Origin of the sequence: Bifidobacterium biavatii DSM 23969, assembly GCF_000741165.1 — a bacterium.
In the GTDB taxonomy this organism is placed as follows: domain Bacteria; phylum Actinomycetota; class Actinomycetes; order Actinomycetales; family Bifidobacteriaceae; genus Bifidobacterium; species Bifidobacterium biavatii.
This window is the reverse complement of sequence record NZ_JGYN01000004.1, coordinates 51,766-73,106: the sequence shown is the minus strand read 5'-3', so window position 1 is coordinate 73,106 and position 21,341 is coordinate 51,766. Positions and strand designations below refer to the sequence as shown.

Sequence of the window (21,341 nt, the reverse complement as noted above, 5' to 3'; positions counted from 1 at the left end):
AAAACGACTAGCGCACGACGGTGAAGATGTGCGCCACGTCGGCCCACGGGGCCAGCGAGACGAAGTTGTCCCACTTCCAGTCGAATTCGCGGCCGGTCAGCTCGTCGCGCAGATGCGCGCCCTTGGCCGGGTCAACGTCGAAGTCAGGCATCTCGAAGTGGATCTCGTCCTGGTGCGCGTTGTGGCCGTCGAGGTTCACGACGACGATCAGCGTCTCCGCCTTGCCGGTGCCGGTCAGTTCGGCCGGCGTGTGACGGGCGAACGCGAGGATCGACGGGTCGTTGGAACGCAGCAGCGTCACATTGTGGTAGCCGAACGCGGCCTTGTGCTCACGACGGATGCGGTTCAGCGACGTGAGCAGCTCGGCGATGCCGTACTTGTCGGCCTTGGCCCAGTCGCGAACCTTGACCTCGTACTTCTCGTTGTCGATCTGCTCCTCGAAGCCCGGGCGCTGCTTGTTCTCGATGAGCTCGTAGCCGTTGTAGATGCCCCAGCTCGGGGAGCCCATGGCGGCAAGCACCGCGCGCACCGCGTGGCCGGCGATGCCGTTGTCGCGGATGTAGGCGGTGAGGATGTCCGGCGTGGTCGGCCAGAACGTGTTGTGCTGGTAGTAGCCGTCGTCGCCGTTCGTCTCGAGCAGGTACTCGCTGAGTTCCTCCTTGGTGTTGCGCCACGGGAAGTAGCAGTGCGATTGCGTGAAGCCCACGTAGCTGAGCGCGCGCATCATGCCCGGGCGGGTGAACGCCTCGGCGAGGAACAGCACCTCCGGGTGCTTCTTGGTCACGGCCGCGATCACGTCCTGCCAGAAGCGGACCGGCTTGGTGTGCGGGTTGTCGACGCGGAAGATCGTCACTCCCGCCTCGATCCACAGGTTCATGATCCGCTCGACTTCCTTCTCGATGCCGGGCATGTCGGCGTTGAAGTCGATCGGATAGATGTCCTGATACTTCTTCGGCGGGTTCTCGGCGAACGCGATCGTGCCGTCCGGCTTGGTGCGGAACCAGTTCGGATGCGCCTTGACCCACGGGTGGTCGGGCGAGCACTGCAGCGCGAAGTCGAGCGCGATTTCGAGGCCCAGCTCGTGTGCCTTGGCGACGAGCGACTTGAAGTCGTCCATCGTGCCGAGCAGCGGGTCGACGGTGTCGTGGCCGCCGAACGACGAGCCGATGCCGAACGGCGAGCCCGGATCGTCAGGGCCTGCGACGAGCGAGTTGTTGCGGCCCTTGCGGTTCGTCACGCCGATCGGGAAGATCGGCGGCAGGTACACGACGTCGAAGCCCTCGGCCTTTGCGCGTTCAAGACCGGACACGGCCGTCTTGAGCGTGCCCTGCACGATCTTGCCAGTCGCCTGATCGACGTACGCGCCCTCGGAACGCGGGAAGAACTGATACCATGCGGCGAAGCTGGAGGTCGGACGCTCGACCTTGAAGCGCTGCGGTTCGCTCGGCGAAATGCCGTCACGCAGCGGGTTGGTCTCGTGCAGCGCCTCGATGGCGGCGTTGTCGGCGGCGGCGAGGCGCTCCTCGGGGCTGAGCGTGCGGTCGGCGGCCGTCTTGGCGGCCTCCTTGAGCGTCTTGCGCTCCTCCGCGTTCAGCTTCGCATCCTTGTCGACGGCCCAGCGGGCGAGCAGTTCGGCGCCGGAATCCAGCGCGTTCTCCACGTCGTCGTTGACCTTGACCTTGATGCGCGCGTCGTGCAGCCACGAGGCGTACGTGTCCTCCCAGCCCTCGACGGTGACCGTCCACTCGCCGAGCTGACGCTTGACGGCCGCGAATTCGGGATCCCACGGTTTGACGTCGGAACGTTCGCCGCACTTGAGCTCGGCGGACCAACGGTCGAGGCCCTTGTTCACGCAGGTCATCGGCACGCGTTCCATCTCCTTGCCGCGCGGGTTGCGCACGATCAGAGTGGCGCCGACCTTGGTGCGGCCTTCGATGAAGACCTGGGCCGTGACCTTGAACGGCTCTCCGAGCTCGACGCGGGCCGGATAGATGCCGCGCTCCTCGCCCGGGGTGATGTCCAGCACGTTGACGCGGCCGAACTGGCCGGGCTCGGTGACGGGCAGGGTCTGCGCCGGCATTTCGCCGACCGCCGTGGTGGAGGGAAGCTTGGCCGCCGCCTTGCGGGTGCGCGTGGTCTTGCCTGCGGTCGTCTTGCGGGTGCGGGTGGTTTTGGTTGCCTTCTCGGCGGAGTCAGACTTCTTCGTCGCGGGGGCGGAGGTCGTGGAGGTGCTGCTGGTGCGCTCAACTTCAGCGCTAGTCTGTGCATTTTCCATACGGCCCATTCTAGGGTGGTGCGTGTGACGTGGAACAGCGAATTTGTGCATAAAATCGCCGTTTCTGAGCTTGAATCGGTTAAATGTGGATAACTTTTCTGTGAATTTGCCGAAAGTTGTCCACAACACGCCGGCAAAGCGACCTTTCGACCACATGGTCCGAAATTCGGACGATCCGCAGCGCAATTGTGCCATGATGCTCGCATCCCGTATGCGCCGACGTGGGCCGAACGGGACGACAACGTAAGTCGATACAGGAAGGGGAATGATCATGACGGTTCGCACCAAGGCGGTGAAGCTGATATGCGCCATTACGGCGGCGTTGGCGACCATGCTTGTCCTCGGATTGACGGGCATGACGGCCATCGCCGCATCGGCGCTGGGCCGCCCACAATCCGGAACGTATCTCGGCTATCCGTCTCCGGAGGCCGACAAACGCATCATCGTCGGCGTGACGGCGGTCGACAAGCACAACGGCGCGCGATACTACTGCAGCGAAGTGGGGGAGTCGGTGAATTATTTCATCGGCGACTCCACGCTCATCGCCGACAGTGACCCGGCGCGCAGACTGGCCTGGCTGATGGACGAATACGATACGCAGGGCGACGGTCTGACACTCGCCGCGATCGGCGTGCTGGTCCACGACCATTTCGACGTGAACATGGAACGGTGGAAGATGCACCGTGACGTGATCTACGCCGAATATCCCGACATCGGCGCGCGCGTCGACGAACTGTGGGAGGAGGCCGGCCGCAACGCGCCGCTTGATTCGACCGTCGAGCAAACGTATGCGAAGGGCGTGCGCGAAGGCGACGTCAGCGTGCAGATACTCAACGCGTACGACGAGCCGGTTGCCGGCGTCGCGTACACGGTCACGCTCAGCGGGCCGGCCGTGTTCGTCGAAAACGGCGAGGCGACGATTTCCGGCGTTACGACGGACCAGCCGATTATACACGCCTGGCGTGCGACGGAAGCTGGCGAAGTGACCGTGACCCCGGCATACGACGTGCCCGCGTTGGAGCTGGTGCCCGGCACACAGGATCTGATCCGCCTGTCCGAACGCATGACGAAGCAGGGTGGCGACGCGGTGAGGTTCGCCGCGCGCAAGGACTTCGCGCCCGGCATCGTCACCGAAACTACGAGCCGAACAGTGGATGCGGGCGAAGCCGTATACGACGACGTGACCGTGCTGCTCGACGGCGAACGCAACCACTGGCTCGACGGGGAAGTGCTGAATGCGACGGGATGGTATTTCGCCGGTATTCCCGCGGATCGTGTCGACGATGATCTCGCGCCGGACGAGAACGAACGTGCGGAGGCGTTCGTGAAGCGCATCGCCGAATTCGGATACGAGCCGGCCGCGTACGGCATGGCGACATTCACCGAGTCCGGGCAAACCGTGCGCGTGCAGGCGATGACCGAACTCGGCGGCGACGAACCGTATCTGGCGCCGGGCGACGGCAAGTTCGGCACCTGGGTATGGGCCATCGAACTGGACGAGCAGAGCGAGCGCGTACGGGAACATCTCACGCACGACATCGTCACCCCGTTCCTCGACCCGGCCGAAACCAACGCGAACAGGTCGAACCTCATGGTCGAATCGACCGTTACCGAGCACTCAGCGACGGTGGGCGCCGAACTGAGCGACACGATCACCGTCGGTGGTTTTCCCGACGATCACGGTTCGTTCGCCGGTGACAAAACGCTCGGCCTAGGGGCGGATCGCGCGCACGCGCAGGTGAGCGTATGGTGGGCCGGAGATGCGAGCGACCCGTCCAAGGACGACGACTGGCGTCCGGCCGGCGCGCAGGTGCCCGACGAGGACGAGCATCACCGACTCGTCGGCACGTGGGACTATCCGGCCGTGAACGGGCGGATTCGCGTGGGAGGAGGCGAGCCGGACGCGCACGGCGACGCGGTGCACATCACGGCCGAAACGCATGGCTGGTACGTGTTCGTGTGGAGTTTCGCCGGAGACGATCGCGTGGCCGCCGCATTCAGCGCGTACGACGACGCGTGGGAGCGCACGCGCGTGCGCGAATCGCCGCCTATGACCCCGCCGGACACGCCGGACGAGGAGACGCCGCCGGACGAGCCGGAGACGACGGAGGAGCCGGTCGAGCTGACGTTGGTGACGCAGGTCGACCCCGAACGGGTCGCCGTGGGGGAGTCGTTCCGCGACGTGGCGATGATCCGTGGTTCGCTGCCGGACGGCGCGTACGTGACGTTCAGCGCCTACAAGGCGATCGCCGAAGGGGAACTGCCCGGCGTGAACGACAAACTGCTCGACGAAGCCCGTTCGGTGCCGCAGCCGGCCGGCGTTGTGGATGGGGCGGCTGCGGTCCGCAAGGGCAATGCGATTCCGGATGACGATCAGAACATCGGAGTGAACGATGATACGCACGACGACGAGAACCGCGATACGGAGACCTCGGACGACGGATATGCTACGGACGCTGCCGATATCGCTGGCGAAGAAGAAGCTGGGCGTTCCGATGATGCCGGCGACGATGCCGCTGCAACTGGCACGTGGACGGCCGCAAGCCCGGAGATCAGCTCGCCCGACGCTGGGTTCGTATATTGGAGGGCCACCGTGTTCTCTGCGGAAGGCGACGTGCTCGTCACCCACGAACTCGGCGTCGAAGGGGAAGTGGTGACCGTGACCGAACCGCCGACCGTCGAAGTCCCGCCGTCGGAAGAACCGGAACCGTCACTGCCGTATACGGGCGCGGACATCGGTATCGCGCTGGCCGTGGCCTGCGTCGCGCTCGCCGGAGGAATCGCCCTGCTCATGGCGGCCCATCGCCGACCAATCTGATGGCGGTATATGCGCCGACCGGAACGACTTCCGTGCGCGCATTAATGGCGGTCTGGAACCGGGCTCCATGCCTACGGCGGGTTCCACACCCGCGTCGAACGGCCATCAACCAACTAGACCGCCGGACACACAATCTGGCCTATAACCCCGAGAACGCGAAAAGGCCGGAAACCTTGCGATTTCCGGCCTTTCGATTAGTAGCGGGGCATGGATTTGAACCATGTTCCTCTGGGAACCTTGGCAGGCCCCAGAGGAACATGGTTCAAATCCATGACCGGCTGCGCCGATTATCGGTCTTTAACTTAGCTGCCTAGGCGAACATGTCGCCATGGCAAATAGAAGAAAGGCCCAGCCGCCGGGCGAATGGCGGCAACCTATGGAAGACTGGCTTGACTCGCTCAAGGCGGGCGGTCTCAGTGAAGAGACTATCCGCTGCCGGCGCTACAAGCTGGGATATATCGCCCGCCGTGTCGGGGAGCCTCCGGAGACGGTGACGGCCGAACAGCTCACGCGCTGGATGGCCGCACAGGAATGGAAGGTCGAGACGCGACGGGCCTACCGCAAGACGCTGGTGTCGTTCTTCCGTTGGATGCAGCGCACCGGTCGGCGCGCGGACAATCCGGCCGACGATCTGCCGAAGGTGCGCAAGGCCGCGCCGAAGCCGCGCCCGTGCCCGGACCGGTACATACTGGACGCGCTGCGCCGGGCCACCGGGCCGGAACGGCTCATGGTCCGGCTCGCGGCCGAATGCGGGTTGCGGCGCGGGGAGATAGCCCGCGTCCACTCGCGCGACGTGATGGACGATCTGCTAGGCCGGTCGCTGATAGTGACAGGCAAGGGCGACAAGCAGCGGATAGTGCCGTTGCCGGACGATCTGGCGGACCTGATACAGGCGGCCGGCGGCTACCTGTTTCCCGGCCGGTGGTCGGGCCATGTCGAACAGTCGTACGTGAACCGGCACGTGTCCGGCCTGCTGCCGGACGGGTGGGGCTGTCACTCGCTGCGCCACCGGTACGCCACGAAAACGTACGAACAGACGCATGATCTGTTCCTAGTCGCCAAGCTACTGGGACATTCCAGCGTCGAGACGACACAGATCTACGTCGCCATGCCCGACAGTCATCTGCGTGCGGCCATGGCGGCCGTAACGCTTCAGGCATAGCGAAATGGACCGAATGGGGCCCTTTCGCTTTTATGAGATGCGTTTCATGGCGGAGAACAGGCGCGTGGCCCACGGCGCGGTCTTGGAACCGAGCTTGAACACGGCGATGTCCGTGCCGGTGGCCTTCTTGTACGCGTCCTTGATGGCCGTCACCTCGTCCGGGTGGCTGAGGTTGTGGATATGCGCGCCGTCCCAGTAAACAAGACGGCTTTCGTCATTGGGTTGAATGATCGCGGCGACCATGTCGTAAAGATTTCCTTCCGTATAGTCCGGCGAACCGGTGGCGAGTATGTTGTTGGCCTGCGCGATGATCTCTTGCCATCGCAGCGGGTTCGGGCATTTGTCCGGGCAAGCCGGATGCGAGTACGGGTAGATTTCCCGATGCAATCGCACGTTCTTGCCGTGCTCCAGTCGTGTCCAGCCGTAACGGCGCGCGATGTCGGCACACAGTCGAGCGGACGCGGCCACGCACGCGTCCGTGTTTACTGCGCCGGTAATGCCGCCTTCGTGCTCGATGCTGATACTGGCGGAATTGCCGTAACTGCCGTTGCCGTCCGCCCACGCGGTGTCGGCCTCGCTCACGTACTGGTGAACCGTGCCGACGGCTCCCACGCCGTAGGTGCTGGACGCGCCGCCGGCACGGCCGAACGTCGCGTCGGTGCCGGCCAAGTATCCGGCCATGACGTGCAGCGCGATGTACTGGACGGGTTGGGCTCGGCCCGGCGTGTAGTTCGGGGAGCCGACCCACGTCGCTCCACTGTAATCGGTCACGCCGTGCCGCCTTCCTTGTCTTGTGCCGCGTTAATGTCGGCAAGCCATTGCGCGGTGATCGCCTTCAGCTCGCCGTCGGTGAGTCCGACCGGTTCGGATGCGGCGGCGTTCGCGTTCACAAGCGCGGACACGGCCGTTTCCGTGTGGTCGGCGGTGATCTGCCGGGCGGCGGCCTTTTCGTTCGCGGTCACGTCGTGACCGATCGCGGCGGCTTGGGTCACGACATTCTGCCGCCACCACGCCCACACGTCCACGCCCACCGACAGGGCAAGGCTCACGGCCACGCCCGCCTCGGTATCGCCGAACGGCAGCGGGTTCCAGCCGATCAGGGCCAGCACGGCGTTAACCGTGGTGACAAGGCTCGCGGCCAGCACTCCAAACGATTTGATTCGTTCCGTGGTCAGTTTCATAATTTCGGTCCTTCCTTTATTGCTCGTGGTCGAACAGGTCGTCGGGCGGTTCAGGCGGTGGCGGGCCCAAGCCCTTGTAAATGTGATCGACAAGCGAACGATTCCACGCCCATAGGCGCTGATTGTCCGCGCGAAGCTCCAATAACATGCGATAGGTCTCTATCTGCGTCTTCGCTGCCGTGAACAGCTGGGTGGCTATCGCCCCGCCGATCGCGGACACTATGCCGATCACCGCTATAAGCAGGTTCTCGCTCATGCCTCACTCCACGTAGTCCCAGAACGCCAGCCACTGGAACTTCACGGCATTACCGTTAATCCACTTGTGCGTGTCCTCGCGTCGGAACCGGATTTGCGCATAGTTCGCCTCGAGCGTCCACACTATGGGCGTGAATAACAACACTTCCGATTCCACGTTGTGGTTGGCTAGGGTGACCACCATGGTGGAAGGCGCGCGGGTGTGACGTTCCCAATGAACAGCGACGACGCCGTTGGCGTTCGTTTTTGCGTTGTAGAAACCGGCCTCGTAGTTCTGCGACGCTACGACCTTCTGCCAGCTGCTTGTACCGCGAATGTACGGGCCGCGCTTTTCCTGCGTGGAATCGCCGGTTACGTAGCCGATCTGTCCCGTGTTCGCGGTCGCCGAATTCAGTTGCGACTGAGTGGTGACGACAATCGGCGCGGTGCCCTCGGTGGTGGCTCGCGAATCGACTTCCTTCAACGCGCTATCGACTTTTTCCGCCAATGCCTGCAACTGCGCCGGTGCTTTCGATACAAGATCACTGCCGGACGGGTAGGGGATTTTGTAGTTCGTCGTGGTTCCGGTCATACCGGGGTCCTTTCTGCAATAGCTGCCGCCGCCGGCGACATAATCGACAAATCAGCCCACGTAATCTCAACGTCGTCATACGTGGCGGTCCAACCCGACAGGTCGGACCATTTGACCGCGCTGTACACCGGCAACGGCCAAATCGTGGTTTCATGCCGCAACACCGGTTCGTCGGCCTCCCAGTCGAACGTGAGCGTGCCGCCGATCGTGGTCCACGCGCCCGTGAACGCGGGCTTGCCGTCGTCGCCAACTAGACGGGCGGCTGTCGCGTTGGTAATCACCAGCGGGCCACTGGGACAGGTGCGGTACAGTTCGGGCCGTTCGGCCGGTTCGACACGACGACTGTCGAACACGATGTTTTGCGCACGCAAACGCATGTTGACCGCGTACAGCCATGCCGACGCCGTGGCCTTGCCCTCACTGGTAGGCGACCACAAAACACCGCCCCACGTGCCGCCGGACTCGTCCGACGTAATCACGTCGCTTTCACGGGTAATGGCCGACTGCGTGTTCTTCAGGTTGGCCGGTAATAGTCCGCCGTCGCCGTACACGGTTTGCGTGTCGCCGATCTCCAGCACGTTGTCAGAATTCTTTTTCACGCTGCGACAGGTGAGCGTGATTTGCGTGACCGGTTCGGGGATGATATACGATTCGTCTGCCGGTATCCGGGAGCCGTCCACCGCATCGCGGCGTTCCCCGTCCACGGTGGTGTACGCGTCGCCGTTCGCGTTCGTGCCGATCGTCACCGGGTCGGCCAACGCGGTGTACCCGATCACGCTTGCGGTCTTGCTGGGTTTCTCGCACCACAACAGCATTCGGCCGCTATGCGCGTACAACCGGTGCAGCAGGTCCAGCAGTGACGGAAAATCCGAATCATCATAGGGCGCGACGTTCGGCGGCAGCTCCAAACCGGTCGTGTCCACGGTAGGCGCGTTCGCCGCCCTGGCTCGCTTGTTGATCTCGGCCACCCGTTCGGCCGGACTGCCGACCCAGTGCAAGCCCTTGTATTTCGCGGCCGTATTGGTCGGCCCCTTGGACGACAGGCGTTTCAGAACGATCATGCGACTGGACGCGGTAAGAGACAGCATCCAACCGCCGGCCACCGGCCGCACCTCGCCGCCGGTGGACACGATGCCGTCGAACAAGGTTTGCGCCGAAGCCGACGCAACGTCCGGAATGTCCGGCGTGTATTTCGACGGCAGTTTCGACCACGTAAGGTCGCTGGAATCATACGTGAACGACGGCAGGCTGCTCCAACGCGGCGACTCGCTCAACTGCAACAGCACGCGCGCGCCGGCCAACGTGGCCGCACGTCCGGCAAGATCACCGGTACGGTCCAGCACGCGAAACGACAATACGGCCGGGTCGGGCTGTTCGTCCGGCGTATCCACGCCCCACCTGCACGACAGGCCGGCGAGAGCGGCCATAGAGTTCACATGGCTGGTCAGGGACACCCAACCGTCGCCCCAGTTCATAAACAAAAACACCTGTTGCGACATGATTCACCCCCTCTTGCGCTCGTAGTCCTTCAACACGCGACGAATCTTGCGCGCCGCGTCCTCGCCGTCCAACACTCCGTTCACGGTGATCTGGAATGTCTGGGACACGGGTCGGGCGTACGCCGACCCAGCCGACGCGTACTGGACAGCCGGCACGGCCCGCAACCGGTCAGCGACCGGCACGGCCCGCATCGCCGCCACGGCAACGGGTGCGGCACCGTACAGTGCGGACGGTTCCGCCGAATAGTTTTGCGCGCTCAGCCCGCTTGCTTCCTTCTTTGCGCCCGTGATCTTGTCCCACAAGCTCGAAGCCCAATCGAACGACTTCTTGATACCGGATATGATCGAATCGAACACGCCAAGCACTTGGTCGCGCAGCCCGCCGAAAAACCCGGCAATACCGTCTACCGCAGCCTTGGCGCTGTTCTTCGCATTGGTCCACGCGTCCGACGCCCATTGCGGCAGCTTGTCGAATAGGCCCTTGATTTTCGCCATGCAGTCCGCGAAAAACTGGGTGACCTCGCCCCATAGGCGGCGGCCGGTCTCGGTCTGCGTGCAGAACCACACCAAGGCGGCCACCACGCCGGCGATCAGCGATATCACCAACAGCAGCGGGTTGGCGGACATCACCAGATTCAACAGTTCCTGCTTGGCAGCCGCCAATGCGGCCGCTGTACTGAACCCTTCCATCGCGGTCTTGGCGGCCGTGATGAGCGTGGCGGCCTTGAACACGGCCAAACCGGTACCGATACCAACTAACCCGGCCGTGACTGGGTCCGCGTTCGCGCTGACCCAATCGCCGAACGCCTTCACCTTGTCCGCTACCCAGCCGACGGCGTCGGCCACGTCCGCGAACACGTCGCCCGTGGTCTGTCCCACGCCCTGCGCGTCCGACAAACCTTGCACGCCCGGCGCGATCACGCTTACGATGTCCTGAAACGCGCCGCCCACTGCCTTGACCGCGCCCGCGGTCTTCTCGAACATGGTTTTGGCGGACTGGAACGCGCTGGTATTGGATAGGCCGTCGGCGAACCCTTTCATGTTGTCCGTGCCGGTTTTCGCATAGTCGGCGATCTTCTCAGCCGCCCAACCGATCGAACCAGTGACGGCCGGCTTTATCAGATCGAACGCGTCCGTCAACCCGCCGGTGATCGACGCTTCGAGATTGCCCAATGCGCCTTCCATCGTCTGCGTGCTCGTGGCCGCTTCCTTGGCAACGTCGGACATGCCGAGCTTTACCAATGCGTTGTTGAACTCGTCGGCCGTTATCTGCCCGTCCGCCATCGCGTCGCGGAAATTGCCCGTGTACGCGCCGGCCTCCTTCAACGCTTCCTGAAGCTTACCGGACGCGCCGGGGATGGCGTCGGCCAACTGGTTCCAGTTCTCCGTGGTCAGCTTGCCCGCGCCGGCGGTCTGGGTCAGCACCATGGCCACGCTCTTGAACGTGTCTGAATTACCGCCGGCGACCGCGTTCAGGTTGCCGGCCGCCTCGGTCAGTTCGGTGTAGTTGCCGATGCCGTTCGCGGCCAGCTGCGCGGTGGTGTTCTGGATGGTGGTCAGATCGTACACGGTGTCGTCCGCGTACTTGCGCGTCGCGGCCGTGGCCTTCTCGACGGCGCTGGTATCCAAGCCGGCGAAGCTCATGGTGTTCTTGAACTTGTCCGTCGAATCGGACATGTCCATGACGTCCGCGCTGAAGTTCTTTATCGTGTCCCACAACGCGGTCACGCCTTTCAACGCGGCACCGCCCATAAACGAGCCGAACGCGGCTGCCTTGCTCGTGGTCTTCTCGAACGCGCGCGCCGCCTCGTCGGCGTTGCCGGTAATGCGCACGCTCATTACGGCGCTATGACCCATCCTCGTTCACCTCCTCCCAACGTTCCCGTTCCAACTGCAAGAGACGCAAGCCAGTGCCCCAATCCAAGTCGCTCGCCTCGGCCCGCCACTGCCACGGCGTGCCGCCGAACCGACTGGCAAGCAGAAACGACAGCACGCCCAGACTGTCGTCGGGCCACTCGGCTAGACGGTAGGGTTTTCCGCGTCGTTGTCCTCGGGCACGTTGACCTGCACGTCGATGATCGAATCAATCCAAGCGTCATACGGCAGACTGGTTTTACCGCTCGTGCGTGCGGCCGCGTACACGTAGTAGTACACGAACCGAATCTTGCAGTCCTCGGCCGAACCCCAGCCGTTCACCTGCGCGTGTTCCTCGGCCTTGCACTGCGCGCGGGCGGTCAGGTTCACGACGTCTTCGTGCCCGTCCGCGTAGTAGATAGTCGCTGTCTTCTGCTTCATGCCTATGCTCCCTTCACTTGGGATAGTGTCTTTTCGATAAATTCCTTGTACGGGCGCTGCCATGCGGGTTCACTTCTGGCAACGCCGGTGTTCACGAACAACATGGGTTCGATATGGTGGCCGGGCCAACCGTAGTTCAGTGGTCCCGCGTACGGGACGGTGGACTTTCCGGCGCGAATCACGCCCGCGCGTTTGGTCGCGCCGGCGCGCACGCTGCGCGCCAACTTGCCGCTCTTGCCCTTGGGTACGAGCGCCTTGACCGCCGGCAGGGCGATGTCGGCCGCCTGACGGTTCACGCCCTTCAACTCGGTCATGTCCGCGCCGGCCTTGCGCATGGTCTGCACGAACCTTTTTTGCCCCACCACCATGAGCGCGGTTTGCTTGCCCACGGCTACGCCTTCCCGGCCGTCACGTTCAACGCGGTAAAACTGAAGTCGTTGCTGTTCTTCGTCTTCACATCGCCGCCGAACTTGATCGACGCGATAACCACGTCGCCGGACAGCTTCAACCCGCCGGCCGTGTTCGGTATCCACGCGAACGGCAACGTTTTGCCGCTGTTTTGCAGACACCACACCTGAAGGCCGGTGGTGCTGAAGTCCTCCTTGATCGTGCCCGTGAGCGCCCAAGTTTCGGTCTGCGTGCCGCCCTCGGTGTGTCCGTCAAGGAACACGTCGTTGTCCTCGCTGGACGTGGACGGTTCCAATGCGGTGTTAATCACATCCGCGCTGAAGTCCTTCACGCTGCCGGTCGCGCCGATACGCAGACTGCCCGGCCCGAGCGTACGAGTTTTCTCAGCCATGGCTAGATTCCTTTCTGGTTCAGATTTCCAATGGGTTTAACGTGATCTGATAGGCGGCCAACTGTCCCGCGCCCGCAAGCTGATAGGTGACCGGTTCGGCCTTGCGCATGTTCAACCCCTGTTCGTGCAGGCGTTCCAACACGGGCATGAGCAGGTCCATCGACGCGGTCTGGGTCGCCATCGTGCCGGCGATCACGTCCAACGTCCATGTGATGTTCACGAACTGCCAGCCCTCGTACTCGATGGTCGGCGGTTCGACCAACACTACGGCCGTGCCCGGCAACGGGCGGGCCTCGGCCGCGTCGATCGTCACGGTGCTTACCAGACTGCCAAGCACTTCGGTGAGCCGTTCCACCAGCCTGTCACGTTCCTCGATAATCTCGGTCATGCGATCACCAGCCCGCCGGTCGGCACGCCCGCCGCGTTCAGCTTCGGCCACACGCTGCGCAACGGGTCGGTGGACACGCGGAACGGTTCCAGCGTGCTATCGGCCACGTTCATCACGCCCAACCGCGCGTCACGCGAGTTATACAAATCGGCCGCGCACGACACGATGCAATCCACGCGCACCGAATCCGCGACCACGTGCCCGCCTATCGCGCCGTCCACGTACACGATGGCCGCCGCGATCTTCTCCGCCAGCCGATCGTCGTCGCCGGCCAACACGTTCACCTCGTTGCGCAACAGGGCCACGAGCTTCGCCGTATCGTCCGCCATCACGCCAACCGCTCCAACACCGGGTGAAACGTGAGGGGAACTGTGAACTTGTTGGCCTTGATGACACGAAACGTATATGTTCCGGCTTGTTCCGGCCGGAACGTTTCGGTGTCTTTATAGGTGCCATCAGTATTGTTCGCGATTACCGTGATGGAATTGACGCGTGAGTATGCCGTTTCGCAGTCCGTTGACAGTCGGTAAGTTCCAGATTCAAGAGATATTTTCGTCAAGTCGGCACCGCTCTCGGTCAGCTTTTCCACAAGTACGCCGTCGGATGTCGTGCGGGCTGTCACCGTATCCGTGGACACGTTGATTTCAGGCAAGATATTCATACCCCCCCCCCTTAAGCGTTGTTACGGCGGGCTTTTCCCAGTCGGTGAGTGTTGAACCCTTCTGCAACTGGATTTTGCAAATGCCGTTCATCTTGTCCGTGTCGTCGGTTGAACGCCGGATGATCGACAGGCGGACGGACGCGGTACCGTCCGGTACGGTGAACGTTATCAGGTTCGATGTTCCGTAGATCAACGCGAGTTCGGTCGGGTCGCCGTTCGTGGTGATGGCTTCGACTTTCGAAGCTGCCTTATCCGGTAGGTCAACGTATCCGAAGACCATTTTTTCTCCGTCGTGACCGATGAACGGGAATGTCCACGCAACACCGTTACGTTTGGCCACGCCCGCGTCTGACAAGAGCAGGCTGCCGTCGGCTTGCACGGTCGAGGTCAGGTTGTTGCCCGACGCCGGCCCGTACTGCAACAGGTTCACATTGGCTTCGTGCGCTTCGATGTCGAACGCGGTGAAACTGAAGTCGTTGCTGTTCTTCGTTTTCACGTCGCCGCCGAACTTGATCGAAGACACGATTAGCGAACCGGTGAGTTTCAGGCTGCCGTCCGTGTTCGGTATCCACGTGAACGGCATGGTCTCGCCGGAATGCGCCAGACACCACGCCTGCACGCCGCCGGTGCTGAAGTCCTCCTTGATCGTGCCCGTGAGCGTCCACGATTCGGTCTGGCTGCCGCCCTCGGTGTGCCCGTCAAGGAAATTGTCGTTGTCCTCGCTGGACGTGGACGGTTCCAACGCGGTGTTAATCACGTCCGCGCTGAAGTCCCGTTCGCTGCCGGTCGCGCCGATTTTCAGACTGCCCGGCCCTAATGTGCGTACCGCCATATGGTCACCTCATTTTCACGCGGTCTTGAACTTGACCGGGATAAGACCGGTCGGATGGGTCGCGGCGACGGCCATGTACCCGTACACGCTGTAGTCGTTAGTGAGTTTGGTCACGTCTCCGTCGGTGAGCTGGGTCGGGCCGCCGGACTCCCACACGGTCACGGACTCCGAATCGATGAAGCACGCGGTGCCGGCCGGCGCGTTCGGGAGCATCTGCACGGGCACGCGCAGGAACCGGCCCGCGATGCCGGTCAGATCGAAGTCGCCGAGCGTGTCGGAACCGTCGCCGGACAGGTCGAAGAACCTGCTGCCGGTGTCCTTGAGCTTGATAAGCGCGGCCATGACGTCCTTGCTCACGCCCAAACGGGTCAGGTTCACGTTGCGATCGTCCGCGAGTTCGGCCGCGTCCATAATCAACGCCGCCCACTGGTCGATAGTCATGGCCGCGAGGGTCGCGGGCGCGTCGATCTTGTTCGCGCCGGTGGCCGCGTCGCGCTGCGCGGCGATGGTCGTGTACAGGAAGGTACGCACGGCCGTTTCCGTGGCCTTCGCGTACGCGTTGCGCAGCGCGGACAACGCGGTGTTCAGCATGGGCGTGGTGCTGCGTTCGATCACCTGACGCGACAGCGTGGTGTAACCGCCGTACGTTTTGATTTCGGCGTTCTTCGTACCGAACGTGACCTTGCCGAACGTGAGCGCGTCGCCTTCCTTGGCCTGCGTGTTCACCGCCGTGGTGTCGGTGGCGACCACGTTGTATTCCATGCTCATGCCCGTGGCCGGCAGCGTGTCGTGGGTCAGAATGTTCGTGACCTTGCGTCGCATTTCGATAAGGCGCAAATCGTCCGCGATCCACGCGACGGTGTTGCCCGTGTCGCCGGTCGCGATCAGATCACGGCAGTCAGCCATGAGCTGCGCGGCCGTGTCGTCGCCCTTGTAGAGCGCCTGTAGATACTCGCCGGCCGAACGGTACTCGCCGCCAATCTTCTTCGCGGGCGCGTTCGAGCCGCCGGCCGCCAGTGCTGCCTTAAGTGCACGCTGTTCGTCCTTGATGCCGGCAAGCATGTCTTCCAGTTCCTTGTCCATGCGGGATTCCTCGCTTTCCTGATTGTGGTTTTCTTGGTTTTCCAACGGTTTCGTGTCCGGTTCGGACTGGACTTGCATGTTGCGCTGTCCGGTGATCTTCGCGGCCTCGTACGCGGGCCACGACACCACCGACGTTTCCAGCAGGCGCACGCGCTTGCGGTGCGTGATACCGGCCTTGTCCACTTCGTCTTCCATGGGGATGAACCCGATGCTGAGACTGTCCAGCGCGCCGTCGCGCAACAGGGCCACCACGTCCCGGCCGCGCTGCGTGTCCGAAATACGGGCGGTGATGTGCAAGCCATCCTCTCGGGTCTCAGCAGCCGTGATACGGCCGATCAGTTCGCCGTGCTGATAGCACAGCTTCGCCGACTCGATGTCGTCAAACCGACAATCCGCGTCGAACGTTTCCGCACCGGTCCACGTGTCGATAATCTGACCGAACGGGACGGCCACACCCTCCACGGTTCGCCCGTCGCCGTCCTCGACCGATCTGAGACACACGCCCCTTAAACCGATCTCATGCACCTGCATTCGTCTCCACCTCCTGAGCAATAAGCGCGTCCAACGGCGGCAATGCCTCGCGGGCGCGCACTTCATTGACGGTCATCCAACCGGACGCGATAGCGGTCTGGTACGCGTTGAACCGGTCGGCCATGTCCGCGCGCCGCGAACTGTCCCAATCGAACTCAGCCGTACGGCCACGCGGCAGCAGACGATTGAACAGTTCTTCAATCTCGCCCGCGTAGGCCGCCAGCGTGTAGTCGGCGAACTCAATCCACGACTGTTCGATATTCGAATAGGTCAGATTCGAGCCGTCAACGGCGGCCAGCATGATCGACGCGGGAATGCCCAACAGTCGGGCGATCTGCGTCGTATCGAACTTCTGCGTCTCCAAGAACTGCAAGTCGGCCGGCTTCATGTCCAACGGCACGTACTTCAATTTGCTGCCCAACACCTTGATGTCGCCGGCCGTGCCGCTCGCCCTCCACGCTTCCTTCGCGTTCTGCGCGATCTCGGGAGTTACCTTGTCGTCGGTCTGCAAATAGCCCTTGATATTGCTGCTGTCGGTGTAGAACTTGGCCTTGTAGTCGCGGGCCATTCTCGCGCCCTCGACTTCCTCGCGCGCCGCCGAGATGGGGCCAAGGCCCCGCAGGCGGCCGGGCACGTTCAGGAACTTGCAATGCACGATGTCGTCGGCCGTGTAGTCGCGTCCCAAATAGCTGTAGCGCAATCTTGGCGCGGCCGGGTCGTTGCCGTCATCCGACACGACAACGAGCGCGGGCGGCAGCACCTCGCACGACACCACTTCACCGCCATAGCGCAACAGACGCACGAACGCGTTGCCGTCCAACACCATGGACGCGACCATGTCCGCGAGGAAGTCACGGCGGGAACGGTTCACGTCCGGCTGCGCCACGAGCGCGGACACGGTGTCGAGCTTCAACCCGCCGCGCATTTCGTGGATGGGCAACCCGGTTATCGCGGTTTGCAGCACCTGCACGCCGCGAAACACCGTGGACAACGCCAGCGGGTCGTACACGCTCGCGCGCGCCGGCGGTTTCACGCCGTCCGGCACGGTGTCGTCGCTGCGCGTCAACGCGCGCCACGCGGCCGGGATGCGATCGAAGAATTTCATGCCACGAATAATGAGCCGAAACCGGAAAATCGTCTACGAGCGTGCCGCCAATCACCGCCAAGTGCCGCCAATCGCCGACATGCGCCGGCGTGTCGCGGCTAGAAAATCTGCAACGGTCCGGCCTCTTCCGGACGGTGCGCGGCCCCCCACGCGGCCAACATGCACGATTCCAACGGGCTGGTGAGTCCGGTCGAACCGCGACGGGATACGCGCCACGCGTCACCGGCCCACTTGCGCGCCGAATTGGCCGCACTGGCGTCAAGCTCGGGGTCGGTCGCGTGATAGACGGCCTTGTTCACGAGTCCGCTCACGTAGCTTTGCCCGATGGTCAGATAGTCGGCGGCATCCATGTCCACGAACTCGATAAGCGGGTCGCCGTTCCGGTCGGTCATATGATGCAACCGGTCAGACAGGTCGGCGGCCGTGCCGCGCGAGTCGATCACCGCAGGCGCGTGATACTTCGCGCACAAACGGGCGAGTTCGGTCGGCGCGTATCCGGTGCCGTCCAGAATCTTCAGCAACTGGGTCGTTACCGTGTCGTCCGGATTGCAGATGCCCGCGCTGATACTGGTGTGGGTGCCGTCCACGTCCACGGCCACGCCGAACACCACCGGACGGCCGTCCAAGTCGGTCGGACTGACCGGCGCCACCGCCGACACGGCCCACGTCGCTTCGTCAATCACGCGGTCGGACAGGCCCGCGTCGCGCCGGTTGCCGAACGCGCGCGCCCAACCGGCCGGGTTTCCCTTGAATTGCTCCCTGAAGTCCGCCAGCTGCGACTTGTCCCACAAGAGGCCCGCCGCCGGATGATGGCGCATGATGGCGTCGAGGTCCTCTGGGTCGGCGTCCTCGGGTATGCCGAAGTCGAACCAACACGTTCGGCGTGACTGTTCGCCCGCTCGGCATTCGTCGAGTTTCCTGTTGAAAAACGTCGATTCGGCCGTGCCCTCGGTCGAGGTAATCCACAGCTGCGGTTGCACGCCCGTGGCCTTCAGACGGGTCGCCATCGTCGGCATGAAGCCGTCCAATATCGTGTTCCCGGTCTCCTCGGACAGCGAGAAAGCTTCGTCCAGCGTGATCTTGTCGCCCTGCACGCCGTGGCCCGCGACCTTCGTCACGCTTTTTGGCATAATCACCGAACCATTGACGAACGGCTGTCGAAGGTCTCCCGCACCCAAATACGGGCGCGTGGTAATCACCGAAAGCGGGGACGCCTGTATCGCTTTCAAATACTTTTTGAAATGGTCGCCCGCGTCCTTGCCGGTCTGCGCGAGATAGTAAATAAACCTGTTCGGTCCCCACTGCGAATTACGCGTGTCCACCGCGTCCACCAGCGTGCTTTTACCGCACTGGCGCGGCGTGGACAGAATCACCGTATCGTAAAAATACGTTCCCGTATCCGGGTCTATTTCCCCTGCGATATCCGCGACCATTCTCTGCCACGGCAACAGGGGAGTGCCGAGCAATTCCGCGAAGCGCGCGACAATCGGCCCGTCCGTCCTCCGCTCGGGATTGCGCGGCGTGCCGCCACGTACCGGCGTCATGCCTTCGCCTCGTTCAGCAGGCCGGCAAGCGTCGGGTCGATCTCGGGCGCGGCCGGGAACTTCGCTTCCAGCTCCTGATACCACGACAACAGCTGCGCCATGACGCGCGACGTATCACGGCCCTTCGCGTTCAACGCGTCGAAATTACGCGCAATGTTAATCATCGTCTTGCAAATGTAAATAGCACTCGGATTCAACGAACGGCCGTCAACGAAACTGTCAATCAATTCCTTGGTCGCCTTCTCCTGCAACCCCTCGTTAGGCATGTAATAATCATCAAAACCGGGCAATGTGATTTGTCTGCTCATTTCTGTTTCTTCACCGCCTTATTTTTTGGTTTTTCCAAATTTTTTTTTCCAAAGTCGAGAGAGTAAAAAACTGGGCGCGGGGTCTTTTCGCGGTGCGATCGTTTAAAAAACGCGTCACCATTCCGGCCGCGACGACGCGCGCGTACCGTCCGTGCGAAGGCCAAGAGCAACGAGCTTCGCGCGCCGCTCGCGCTTCCTCGCGTCCACCAGCTCTTGCGACAGATGCAGCGCGTACCACTGGCGCACGCGCTTGCGGCCGGCGTCGTCCGTGGCCCGCTCCCACTCGACCGCGAACCCGGGGTCGATCACCTGCACGTCATAGTCGAGCGCCACCCATTCGTCCAACATGCGCGGATGCCGGTGACTGCTCGGCGTCGTGCGCGTGCACCACACGTCGATAGGCTCGGCACTGATAGCGAACTGCCGATATGCACCGCTCCACGCCATAGCCACCGCACGCCGTTCGGCAAGACTAGGCGACGTGAGGCCCATCGCGGCGGCCAGGGCGCTGAAGCTAACCACGGGGTCGCCCGCGCTCTTATGCGCGTCGATGTAGTCCACGGCCTCACGGTCGCAGGAACCGGGCGGCACGACGATCATGTGCAGTCGCGCGCCGTACCCGTACAACACGCGGTCCTGCCGGGATGCGTTGCAGTGCTTGCACGCGCGGCGGATGTTCGCCACCGTGTCCCCGCCGCCATGCGAGTACGGCACGATATGGTCGTCCTCGGTGCCCACGCGCGTGCACCCCGGCAACCCCAGCCAACAATCGTTGCCCCACGTCTCCATGACCTTCGCGCGCACCAGCGGGTCGATGGTCTGCCGTCTCGCCATCACTTGCCCTTCCGTTGCCTCGCCCACACGTCCAAGTCCGTGACCTCGTACATGCACGGGCTGTTGATCGCGTCGCCGGCCTTGAACCATATCGGCCCGACGCCGTCCGCCCTCATGCGCTCCATCTGCCGCTGCGACAGACCCAAGTACTGCGCCGCCTGCGCCGTCGTAAGCCGTTCGCGCTGCGTCACTTGGCAACCCCCGCCCACGCCTTGAGCGACCTCAGCAGATCGTCACGGCCGAACACCTGCACGCCCGCACGCCGTTCGGGACGATTCAGCACGCCCAAGCTAATCAGCTGCTGCACCACATGGTCGCCAGTCGGGTCGGCGGCCGGCGCGATCTTGTTCAGCCTCAGCAACAGAATCACGGTCTGCCGGCTCACGGTGTCCAACGACGTCGTGTCACGCTCCAAAACGGCGATATTCCACCGAACCGCGTTCTTGATGTCCTTCGTGCGCTGCGCCTTCGTCGCGGGCGTCTGGCGCTTGGCCCGAGTACGGGACGGTTTGTAAGAGACTGCATAACCCATCGTGTTACCTCGTTTCGCTGTAAAGGACTCGAACTTGACTCGGTCCGTCGTGATTGCCTTGGTTTTCATTTCCCTGTGACCTTCGGGTGGTGAACGGTTGAGCGGGGGAACCTAAGCGCGTGAAAGCAAAAAGCCGGCCACAATCGGCCGGCTGTGCTTTCCGCAAGGTTCCCCGCGATGCTTCGTAACGGAGCCACGTATATCGCTTGAAGGAAGCGGCCCGAAGGCCGCGCGCAAGGTCTCGACACAAGGCCCGGAAAACCGGTGATGCACCCTGTTGCGCCCTGACAATGCGCCCCATGTCGATCAGTAAACCCGCATGACGGCCCCCGCCGCCGTTGTAACCACGCCCCCGCAAGACGTGTGTTTGTAACGCGCTGAGCAAGGCGCGCCCGGGTACTTTAACCGCGCTAGGGGTCACCGAGAGTCGCACCCCATCACAACGCATGAAATTATCAACAAGCCGAACGGCTACCGTCTTCGCCGCCGCTCCATCGCGTCACTGGCGACCGAATCACGAATCGACGCGGCCAACATGTCGAGCTGAGCGCCCGTGAGCAACACCTTCACCGCGATATCGCCGCTATCGGCCACAAGCGTGTACACGCCCGGACACGACGGCGTATTCAACACCTGCGCGTGCGTACCCATCACCGGTCACCTCCCGG

General features: G+C 63.1%; 24 protein-coding genes. 2 read left to right on the top strand and 22 right to left on the bottom strand.

Translation table 11 applies throughout. The features are described from left to right. Positions 1 to 7: 7 nt before the first annotated feature. Positions 8 to 2,284, bottom strand: coding sequence for an alpha-1,4-glucan--maltose-1-phosphate maltosyltransferase (locus tag BBIA_RS01630; protein WP_033493371.1), 2,277 nt, complete (start codon positions 2,282 to 2,284; stop codon positions 8 to 10). Positions 2,285 to 2,546: 262 nt separating this feature from the next. Between BBIA_RS01630 and BBIA_RS01625 the strand changes: the two genes are divergently transcribed. Both BBIA_RS01625 and BBIA_RS01620 read left to right on the top strand, forming a co-directional pair. Continuing rightward, positions 2,547 to 5,093, top strand: coding sequence for a peptidase (locus tag BBIA_RS01625; RefSeq protein WP_152600519.1), 2,547 nt, complete (start codon positions 2,547 to 2,549; stop codon positions 5,091 to 5,093). Between the two features lie 376 nt (positions 5,094 to 5,469). Next, positions 5,470 to 6,255, top strand: coding sequence for a tyrosine-type recombinase/integrase (locus BBIA_RS01620; RefSeq protein WP_238548400.1), 786 nt, complete (start codon positions 5,470 to 5,472; stop codon positions 6,253 to 6,255). A gap of 30 nt (positions 6,256 to 6,285) precedes the next feature. On the opposite strand, the gene BBIA_RS01615 is transcribed toward BBIA_RS01620, so the two are convergent. From BBIA_RS01615 to BBIA_RS01515, 21 genes are all read right to left on the bottom strand, one after another. Then, positions 6,286 to 7,026, bottom strand: a complete 741-nt coding sequence (locus tag BBIA_RS01615; RefSeq protein ID WP_033493375.1) for an N-acetylmuramoyl-L-alanine amidase — start codon at positions 7,024 to 7,026, stop codon at positions 6,286 to 6,288. Further along, a complete protein-coding gene (locus BBIA_RS01610) occupies positions 7,023 to 7,436 on the bottom strand; it encodes a phage holin (protein WP_033493377.1) in 414 nt (137 codons plus the stop codon). The genes BBIA_RS01615 and BBIA_RS01610 overlap by 4 nt, the downstream gene beginning before the upstream one ends. Before the next feature lie 16 nt (positions 7,437 to 7,452). Then, the gene (locus BBIA_RS01605; RefSeq protein WP_033493378.1) at positions 7,453 to 7,692 is read right to left on the bottom strand and encodes a hypothetical protein; all 240 of its coding nucleotides are present in this window, start codon (positions 7,690 to 7,692) and stop codon (positions 7,453 to 7,455) included. Positions 7,693 to 7,695: 3 nt separating this feature from the next. Then, entirely contained in the window at positions 7,696 to 8,262 is a 567-nt protein-coding gene (locus BBIA_RS13140; RefSeq protein WP_051923637.1) for a hypothetical protein, read from the bottom strand. After that, entirely contained in the window at positions 8,259 to 9,761 is a 1,503-nt protein-coding gene (locus tag BBIA_RS01595) for a hypothetical protein (protein ID WP_051923636.1), read from the bottom strand. The genes BBIA_RS13140 and BBIA_RS01595 overlap by 4 nt, the downstream gene beginning before the upstream one ends. A 3-nt stretch (positions 9,762 to 9,764) precedes the next feature. After that, entirely contained in the window at positions 9,765 to 11,618 is a 1,854-nt protein-coding gene (locus BBIA_RS01590; protein WP_033493379.1) for a tape measure protein, read from the bottom strand. Between the two features lie 162 nt (positions 11,619 to 11,780). Beyond that, positions 11,781 to 12,056: a hypothetical protein gene (locus BBIA_RS01585; protein WP_033493380.1), complete on the bottom strand. Its 276-nt coding sequence runs from the start codon at positions 12,054 to 12,056 to the stop codon at positions 11,781 to 11,783. A gap of 2 nt (positions 12,057 to 12,058) precedes the next feature. After that, positions 12,059 to 12,424: a hypothetical protein gene (locus tag BBIA_RS01580; protein ID WP_033493516.1), complete on the bottom strand. Its 366-nt coding sequence runs from the start codon at positions 12,422 to 12,424 to the stop codon at positions 12,059 to 12,061. 23 nt (positions 12,425 to 12,447) lie between these two features. Next, on the bottom strand, positions 12,448 to 12,855 hold the full coding sequence (locus BBIA_RS01575) for a hypothetical protein (RefSeq protein WP_033493381.1): 408 nt from the start codon (positions 12,853 to 12,855) through the stop codon (positions 12,448 to 12,450). A 19-nt stretch (positions 12,856 to 12,874) separates the two neighbouring features. Then, on the bottom strand, positions 12,875 to 13,243 hold the full coding sequence (locus BBIA_RS01570; RefSeq protein WP_033493382.1) for a hypothetical protein: 369 nt from the start codon (positions 13,241 to 13,243) through the stop codon (positions 12,875 to 12,877). After that, positions 13,240 to 13,572 carry a hypothetical protein gene (locus BBIA_RS01565; protein WP_033493384.1) on the bottom strand — a complete coding sequence of 111 codons (333 nt, stop codon included), beginning with the start codon at positions 13,570 to 13,572 and terminating at the stop codon, positions 13,240 to 13,242. The genes BBIA_RS01570 and BBIA_RS01565 overlap by 4 nt, the downstream gene beginning before the upstream one ends. After that, positions 13,572 to 13,904 (bottom strand): hypothetical protein, encoded by a 333-nt coding sequence (locus BBIA_RS01560; protein WP_033493386.1) that lies wholly within the window; start codon positions 13,902 to 13,904, stop codon positions 13,572 to 13,574. The genes BBIA_RS01565 and BBIA_RS01560 overlap by 1 nt, the downstream gene beginning before the upstream one ends. Further along, complete coding sequence (locus BBIA_RS14575; protein WP_193786486.1) at positions 13,888 to 14,736, bottom strand: hypothetical protein; 849 nt, start codon at positions 14,734 to 14,736, stop codon at positions 13,888 to 13,890. The genes BBIA_RS01560 and BBIA_RS14575 overlap by 17 nt, the downstream gene beginning before the upstream one ends. A 15-nt stretch (positions 14,737 to 14,751) precedes the next feature. Continuing rightward, positions 14,752 to 16,350, bottom strand: a complete 1,599-nt coding sequence (locus BBIA_RS01550) for a phage major capsid protein (RefSeq protein WP_033493388.1) — start codon at positions 16,348 to 16,350, stop codon at positions 14,752 to 14,754. Next, positions 16,337 to 17,455 (bottom strand): phage portal protein, encoded by a 1,119-nt coding sequence (locus tag BBIA_RS01545; protein ID WP_051923635.1) that lies wholly within the window; start codon positions 17,453 to 17,455, stop codon positions 16,337 to 16,339. Before BBIA_RS01545 ends, BBIA_RS01550 begins: the two co-directional genes overlap by 14 nt. Before the next feature lie 98 nt (positions 17,456 to 17,553). Beyond that, positions 17,554 to 18,999 (bottom strand): hypothetical protein, encoded by a 1,446-nt coding sequence (locus tag BBIA_RS01540; protein ID WP_033493391.1) that lies wholly within the window; start codon positions 18,997 to 18,999, stop codon positions 17,554 to 17,556. Continuing rightward, a complete protein-coding gene (locus BBIA_RS01535) occupies positions 18,996 to 19,289 on the bottom strand; it encodes a hypothetical protein (RefSeq protein ID WP_238548399.1) in 294 nt (97 codons plus the stop codon). The genes BBIA_RS01540 and BBIA_RS01535 overlap by 4 nt, the downstream gene beginning before the upstream one ends. A 132-nt stretch (positions 19,290 to 19,421) precedes the next feature. After that, positions 19,422 to 20,141 (bottom strand): HNH endonuclease, encoded by a 720-nt coding sequence (locus BBIA_RS01530; RefSeq protein ID WP_033493393.1) that lies wholly within the window; start codon positions 20,139 to 20,141, stop codon positions 19,422 to 19,424. After that, entirely contained in the window at positions 20,141 to 20,332 is a 192-nt protein-coding gene (locus BBIA_RS01525; RefSeq protein WP_033493395.1) for a helix-turn-helix domain-containing protein, read from the bottom strand. The genes BBIA_RS01530 and BBIA_RS01525 overlap by 1 nt, the downstream gene beginning before the upstream one ends. Continuing rightward, positions 20,329 to 20,673, bottom strand: a complete 345-nt coding sequence (locus BBIA_RS01520) for a hypothetical protein (protein ID WP_033493522.1) — start codon at positions 20,671 to 20,673, stop codon at positions 20,329 to 20,331. Before BBIA_RS01520 ends, BBIA_RS01525 begins: the two co-directional genes overlap by 4 nt. A gap of 471 nt (positions 20,674 to 21,144) precedes the next feature. Next, positions 21,145 to 21,324: a hypothetical protein gene (locus BBIA_RS01515; RefSeq protein ID WP_033493397.1), complete on the bottom strand. Its 180-nt coding sequence runs from the start codon at positions 21,322 to 21,324 to the stop codon at positions 21,145 to 21,147. Positions 21,325 to 21,341: the final 17 nt, after the last annotated feature.